This window comes from Candidatus Phytoplasma sp. AldY-WA1 (assembly GCF_020312115.2).
Lineage (GTDB): Bacteria > Bacillota_I > Bacilli_A > Acholeplasmatales > Acholeplasmataceae > Phytoplasma > Phytoplasma vitis.
In genome coordinates this window covers 1-6796 of the sequence record NZ_JAHRHX020000033.1, presented here as the reverse complement: position 1 = coordinate 6796, position 6796 = coordinate 1, and the positions used below count along the sequence as shown (strand labels likewise).

Below are 6796 nucleotides of genomic sequence, written 5' to 3'. Positions count from 1 at the left end.
ATTTTATTTAAAATATTTTTAAATATTTTTTTTAAATAAATAACATATTTTAAGGTTTTTTTCTAATATAATTCAAAAAAATAATTTTTTATGCTTTTTATGTTGACAAATTAAAAAAAATAATTTATAATATAGGATATTATTAATTTTAAAAATAAAAAATTTTTTTTAAATTTAACTTAAATGAAATTAGAAAGGAATTAAGCTTAAAATATGAAACCTCAAACAAAAAAAATATGTCTTTGGACAATCCCTACAGTTATAATTTCAATTTTTATAATAGGATATTTGTTGTACTTAAATGACTATCGCTTTACTAACTATTACATTGAATATGATCCATCTACTGGAAAAAAAATTAAAGAAACTATTTATAATTCCTACCAACAATCGCCTAAAAACATAAAATGTATGAATGAATTTGATAAATATACTGAAAAAAAAATCAAATCAACTGGATTTGGAACAGGCGGAAAAAAAATTTGTATCATTGAATATGAACCATCTACTGAAAAAATAATTAAATCGACTCATTTTAATTCTAACGAAAAAATAAGTTCTATCTATATCTATGAATATGATCCATCTACTGGAAAAAAAATTAAAGACACTTGTTTCCGATCCGACGGAAAAACAATAGAATGTATCACTGAATATGATCTATCTACTGAAAAAAAAATTAAAGACACTTGTTTCCGATCCGACGAAACAATAGAATGTATCGCTGAATATGATCCATCTACTGAAAAAGAAATTAAACAAACTTTTTTCCGATCCGACAAAACAATAGAATTTATCACTAAATATGATCCATCTACTGGAAAGAAAACTAATTATAATCCTGACGGCTCAATAGTAAAATAAAACTTTTTTAAAATGATTAAATTTGGAAAACCAAATTATTTATTAAAAAATAAATAGTTTGGTTTTTTTCTTTTATAGTAGGAATATTAAACAAAAGAAAAGAAAAGGTAGCACTTTAATAATTTAGAACTTATTCCAAATTATTAAATTATCAAATTGCTACCATTATTTTAAAATCGTTCGCAATCAAAACAATATTTTTTTATCTAAAAATAAAAAAATTCGATTAAAAATTATAAAAATATGTCTTTTTTTGTATCTATAAAAAAATCCCAAAAATAAATATATTATTGTTAAAAAATAAAAATAAATTAGACAATTTTGATATGTTTTTATTTTAGCAGCGATTATTCTATTTTTAGAATTAAATTTATTTTGTATAAAAGTTATTTTATTATTTTTTAAATTTTATATAAATCTTGCGGAGTAAATAATAAATATTTTTTATTTTTACTAATATTTTGGTCAAAACCATTTTTAGAAAAAAAACCTAAATTAATTTTTTGATTCTGAACAAAATCATAATTTTCGATTTGTCGAAGTTTATTTTGTAATTGTTTTATTACTTCAAAATCGACTCTTTGTTTAGTCCATTTGCATTCAAAAAGGGTTAAATTTTGTTTAATTTCTGATAATATAATATCAATTTCTAAGTTAACTCCTCGAGAAGCATTATTTTCCCAAAAACGTCCGATGTTTATAATAGTTCCTTTTTTTTGGTATTTCTTAATTAGAAACAAACGGCATATTTTTTCAAATCCGAAAGAAATAAATTGTTCTAATTGGGGTTCGATAAAAATTTCATAAAATTTTTTATGATTCATTAAAACAAGATGATTAAGATTAGGTTTGATAAAATGATAATAAAATTTTAAATAATTTTCTTTTAAAGAATAATTAGTTTTTTTTGAATTTTTATTTTTTTCATTATAATTCATTTCTTTTTCAACAATCTCCATTTCTTCTAAATTTTGTAATAAAAAAACTAGATTAGAACTGGGTATTTTTAAAGAAGAAGATAAATCTTTTAATTGAAAGTTTTTTTTAGAAGATAAAAGTTTCAAAAGAGGTTCATAATTTTGACTTTTTCTATTTTCTTCGCCAAGAAAAAAAGAAAAATCTCTTTCAATTTTAGTAGGATCAGTTAAAAAAATATTTTTAAGATTGTATAATAAACTTTGATTTTTTTTGATTTGAGATAAAAATAAAGGCATTCCACCAAAAATACTATAAAAAAGAATTTTATCTACTGGTCTTAGATTAGGATAAAACAAAGCAGATTCTACATAATCAAAAGGCATAATTTTTAATTTAAAAGTAGTTCTCGAATAAAGAGGTTCTTTAAAAGTATCTATATCTCTCATTAAACCTAAATGGCTTCCTGATAAAATAATTTTAATGTTTGTTCCATTCAAATATTCATCTTTAATTTTTTGAAAAATTGATAAAATCGCATTATCAGATTTGATTAAATAAGAAAATTCATCAATGACTAACAAAAATGTTTTCTTTTTTTTATTTTGTTTTTTTAAGATAAAAGAGAATAATGAATAATAATCTCTAAAAGGTGAAATAAAACTCTCTTTAAAATAAGCGACTATTTGTTCTGATAATTTTTCTAAATTTTTTTCAATTCCTGTTTTATCAGCCAAAAAATAAATTCCTTTGTTTTTTTTAATTATTTGTTTTAATAAAGTTGTTTTGCCAACTTGCCTAATCCCATAAACAATTCCTAATTCACAAGATTGAGAATCAATTTTTGCTTGCAATTCTTTTAATTCTTTTTTTCTTCCGAAAAACATTTTTTTCGCTTTCGCCTTTCAAAACTATTTTCAATTTTATTATAACATTTTTAATATATTTTTAATATATTTTTAATATATTTTTAATATATTTTTAATATATTTTTAATATATTTTTAATATATTTTTTGATAAAATAGAATAATTAAACATATTTTAGAACAAAAAATTATTAAAATAACTATTATAGAAAATAGTATTTTCTATAATAGTTATTATTAGAAAAAATCATTTTTAAAAAAAAGTAAAACACAATAAAAATCATTACTTAATAGAAAATATTAACTTTTTTAATAAAGAAAAAGTTTTTTAACCAGTCTAAAAGATTTTCTAATTCTTTACGAAAACTAAATTAAACTTCGATCTATATTTTAATAAAAAAATAAATTAAATTTTTTAGATTATGATTTTTGAAAAAAAATTATTAATAAAAAAAGAACCAATTTAATAGTTCTCGAAATATAACAAAAATTTATTTTTCTTTTTTTCTAATTTTTTTTCTTTACAAATTAAAATAAAACGACGAATGTGATTATATTTATCATAAAAACTAGATAAAAACAAAAACAATAAACTAATCATTAAAATAAAAATATTGATTTTCGACAAAATAAGGTTCTTTTCAAATAAATGTTTCAAATAAACTTGTAATATAAATGTTATAACTATTAATAATAAGCAAAACAATTGATATTTAAATAATTTATTCCAATAAATATTTTCTAATTTATTAAATTTAGTTTGTACTTTAGATAATTCTTTATTTTCACTAATTTTTTGTTCTTCTTTGTTAGTTGGGATATCCAAAAAAACTTTAATCATTTTATTATTGTTCTTAACTGTTCGAGCGCTAACAATAATTTCAAACAAATAATAAAACCACAACACAAAAGACATGAAGCTAAAAAAATAAAAAATAAATTCTTTTAAATTCAATCTTTTTTTATGTTTTTTACAAATCTTATTAAAATCTATTTCCATTTTTATTCCAATACATACAATCAATAAGAATATAATTACACTGATAATGAAATAAACAAATGATCTAAGTCTAGATCTTGGAATATCATTTTTCATATATTATAACCTTCTTTATTTCAAATAATGAAATTTCAAATCATCTTCAACAAAAAATTACGGTTTACCCTTAAAACTCAGTTTTATTTTAATATAAAAGATAACTTTATAAAATTTTTTTAAAAGAATTTTTTTATTATTTATCTTTTTTTTATTTTTTATACCCTTGTATTATACTTTTATATTTTCGCTTTATAGTAAAAAGATATATTAATAATAAAAAAATAATTCAAAATAACATGATTCAATTTTGGATACACGCTGTCTAAAATTACTTATTTTTAAAACCTCGTTTTACTAAAAACAAAAAAAGACTAGTTTATTTTAATTAGTCTTTTCGATATTAAAAATGAATTTATTTACACTTTTTTGAAACAGTACGAATCGCAAGTAGGCAAAGATCTCAAAAAATATATTTGAGTTTTTTAAATAACCTTTGAATGATAAAAAGAAGATAAATAGATATTTTATCTAATTTTTATTTATTCTTTGGAATATTTATTTTAACTTACAAATAAATATTATATATATTTCTTTTTTGTATTATTTTTTAAATTTTTTTAAAAGCTAACATTTTTTAAAGTTAATAATAATAATATCCAGCGTCTTTTAATTCTCCTGCATTATATCCAGCGTCTTTTAATTGTTTTGCGGTATATCCGCTGAAATCTTTTAATTCTTTTGCGGTAAATCCAAAATTTTTTAATTTATCATAAGAATAAGAATCAACATATTCGGCATCTATTAATTCTCTTGCAGTATATCCACCGTTTTTTAAATCTTTTGTGGTATATCCACTGAAATTTTTTAATTCTTGTAGGGTAAATTTTTCATCTTTTATTTCTTGTAAGGTAAATCCAACATTCTTTTGCGGTATATCCGCTGAAATCTTTTAATTCTTTTAGGGTAAATTTTTCATCTTTTAATTCTTGTAAGGTAAATCCAACATTTTTTAATTTATCAGAAGAATATTTAGAAAAATATTCAGCATCTATTAATTCTCTTGCAGTATATCCACCGTTTTTTAAATCTTTTGCAGTATATTCAGCATCTTTTAATTGTTTTACAGTGAAATCGGCTTCTTTTAAATCTTTTGCAGTATATTCAGCATCTTTTAATTGTTTTACAGTGAAATCGGCTTCTTTTAAATCTTTTGCAGTATATTCAACATCTTTTAATTGTTTTACAGTGAAATCGGCTTCTTTTAAATCTTTTACAGTATATTCAGCATCTTTTAATTGTTTTACAGTGAAATCGGCTTCTTTTAATTGTTTTGCGGTATATTTAACTTCTTTTAATTCTCTTGCGGTAAATTTTTCATCTTTTAATTGTTTTGCAGTATATCCTTTGTTTTTTAATTCTTGTGTACTATATTGAACAGTTTCTAATTTAATGTCAGTATATCCTACATCTTTTAATTGATCTAAATTAAATCCGGCATCTTTTAATTGTTTTGCAGTATATTCAGCTTCTTTTAATTGTTTTGCACTGAAATCGGCTTCTTTTAAATCTTTTGCAGTATATTCAGCTTCTTTTAATCGTTTTGCATCATATCCGTCTTTTTTTAATTCTGTTGCAGTAGATCTAGCTTTCTTTAATTCTTGTGGTAAAGCTTTTTTTGTATTTTTATAGTAATCAAGCTACTTTAATTAGAAAAGAATAAGATTATCAACATATTCGGCCTTTATTAATTCTCTTGCTTTATATCCACTTTAATTTTGTATATCCGTTTAATTCTTTTGCGTAAATCATCTTTAATTCTTTAGGAAACAACATCTTTAATTTTCAAAAAGAATTCTTTGTATATCCAGCGTCTTTTAATTCTTTTGTATGCCTTTTTTTAGTATATCCGGCATCTTTTAATTCTTTTAAAGTATATCCAGCGTCTTTTAATTCTATTGCTTTATATCCGGCATCTTTTAATTCTCTTGCAGTAAATCCTCTGTTTTTTAATTCTTGTATACTATATTTAACAGTTTCTAATTCTCTGTCTGTATATACTGCATCTTTTAATTGATCTAAATTAAATCCGGATTCTTTTAATTCTTTTAAAGTAAAATAGGCATCTATTAATTCTCTTGCAGTATATTCAGCATCTTTTAATTGTTTTGTAGTATATTCAGCATCTTTTAATTCTCTTGCAGTAAATCCTTCATCTTTTAATTGTTTTGCAGTATATCCTTTATTTTTTAATTTTTGTGTACTATATTTAACAGTTTCTAATTTACTGTCGGTATATCCTACATCTTTTAATTGATCTAAATTAAATCCGGCATCTTTTAATTGTTTTGCAGTGAAATCGGCTTCTTTTAAATCTTTTGCAGTATATCCAGCTTCTTTTAATTGTTTTGCAGTGAAATCGGCTTCTTTTAATTGTTTTGCAGTATATTCAACTTCTTTTAATTGTTTTGCTTTATATCCACCTTTTTTTAATTCTTCTACGGTATATTTAACTTCTTTTAATTGTTTTGCAGTGAAATCGGCTTCTTTTAATTGTTTTGCAGTATATTCAGCTTCTTTTAAATCTTTTGCAGTATATTTAACTTCTTTTAATTGTTTTGCAGTATATTCAGCTTCTTTTAAATCTTTTGCGGTATATTCAGCTTCTTTTAAATCTTTTGCGGTAAATTTTTCATCTTTTAATTGTTTTGCAGTGAAATCGGCTTCTTTTAAATCTTTTGCAGTATATTCAGCTTCTTTTAATTGTTTTGCTTTATATCCACCGTTTTTTAATTCTTCTACGGTATATTCAGCTTCTTTTAATTGTTTTGCAGTGAAATCGGCTTCTTTTAATTGTTTTGTAGTATATTCAGCTTCTTTTAAATCTTTTGCAGTATATTTAACTTCTTTTAATTGTTTTGCAGTGAAATCGGCTTCTTTTAAATCTTTTGCGGTATATTCAGCTTCTTTTAAATCTTTTGCGGTAAATTTTTCATCTTTTAATTGTTTTGCAGTATATCCTTTGTTTTTTAATTCTTGTGTACTATATTGAATAGTTTCTAATTTACTGTCGGTATATCCTATATCTTTTAATTGATCTAAATTAAATCCGG

5 protein-coding genes and 2 pseudogenes are annotated in these 6796 nt (G+C 21.8%); 1 reads left to right on the top strand and 6 read right to left on the bottom strand.

Annotated features, from left to right (window positions below; all coding sequences use genetic code 11):
• Nucleotides 1–291 precede the first annotated feature (291 nt).
• Entirely contained in the window at nucleotides 292–864 is a 573-nt protein-coding gene (locus tag KTO59_RS03095) for a DUF2963 domain-containing protein (protein ID WP_284928580.1), read from the top strand.
• Between the two features lie 401 nt (nucleotides 865–1265).
• Here the strand turns inward: KTO59_RS03095 and KTO59_RS03090 are convergent, their stop codons facing one another.
• The 6 genes and pseudogenes from KTO59_RS03090 to KTO59_RS03080 form a co-directional block, all read right to left on the bottom strand.
• Nucleotides 1266–2666, bottom strand: coding sequence for an ATP-binding protein (locus KTO59_RS03090; RefSeq protein WP_284928579.1), 1401 nt, complete (start codon nucleotides 2664–2666; stop codon nucleotides 1266–1268).
• Between the two features lie 444 nt (nucleotides 2667–3110).
• Complete coding sequence (locus KTO59_RS03085) at nucleotides 3111–3488, bottom strand: hypothetical protein (RefSeq protein WP_284928578.1); 378 nt, start codon at nucleotides 3486–3488, stop codon at nucleotides 3111–3113.
• Nucleotides 3489–4326: 838 nt separating this feature from the next.
• Nucleotides 4327–4488, bottom strand: a complete 162-nt coding sequence (locus tag KTO59_RS04600) for a hypothetical protein (protein WP_445083521.1) — start codon at nucleotides 4486–4488, stop codon at nucleotides 4327–4329.
• An 85-nt stretch (nucleotides 4489–4573) separates the two neighbouring features.
• Nucleotides 4574–5137 (bottom strand): hypothetical protein, encoded by a 564-nt coding sequence (locus KTO59_RS04595; RefSeq protein WP_445083520.1) that lies wholly within the window; start codon nucleotides 5135–5137, stop codon nucleotides 4574–4576.
• Nucleotides 5138–5152: 15 nt separating this feature from the next.
• Nucleotides 5153–5335, bottom strand: a pseudogene (locus tag KTO59_RS04590) (hypothetical protein); the annotation flags it as partial.
• Nucleotides 5336–5528: 193 nt separating this feature from the next.
• A pseudogene (locus KTO59_RS03080) lies at nucleotides 5529–6796 on the bottom strand (pentapeptide repeat-containing protein); the annotation flags it as partial.

Bases quoted from the DNA above. Each gene is read 5' to 3' on its own strand.
- KTO59_RS03085 (WP_284928578.1), bottom strand. From the start codon at position 3,488: ATGATTAAAGTTTTTTTGGATATCCCAACTAACAAAGAAGAACAAAAA.
- KTO59_RS03090 (WP_284928579.1), bottom strand. From the start codon at position 2,666: ATGTTTTTCGGAAGAAAAAAAGAATTAAAAGAATTGCAAGCAAAAATT.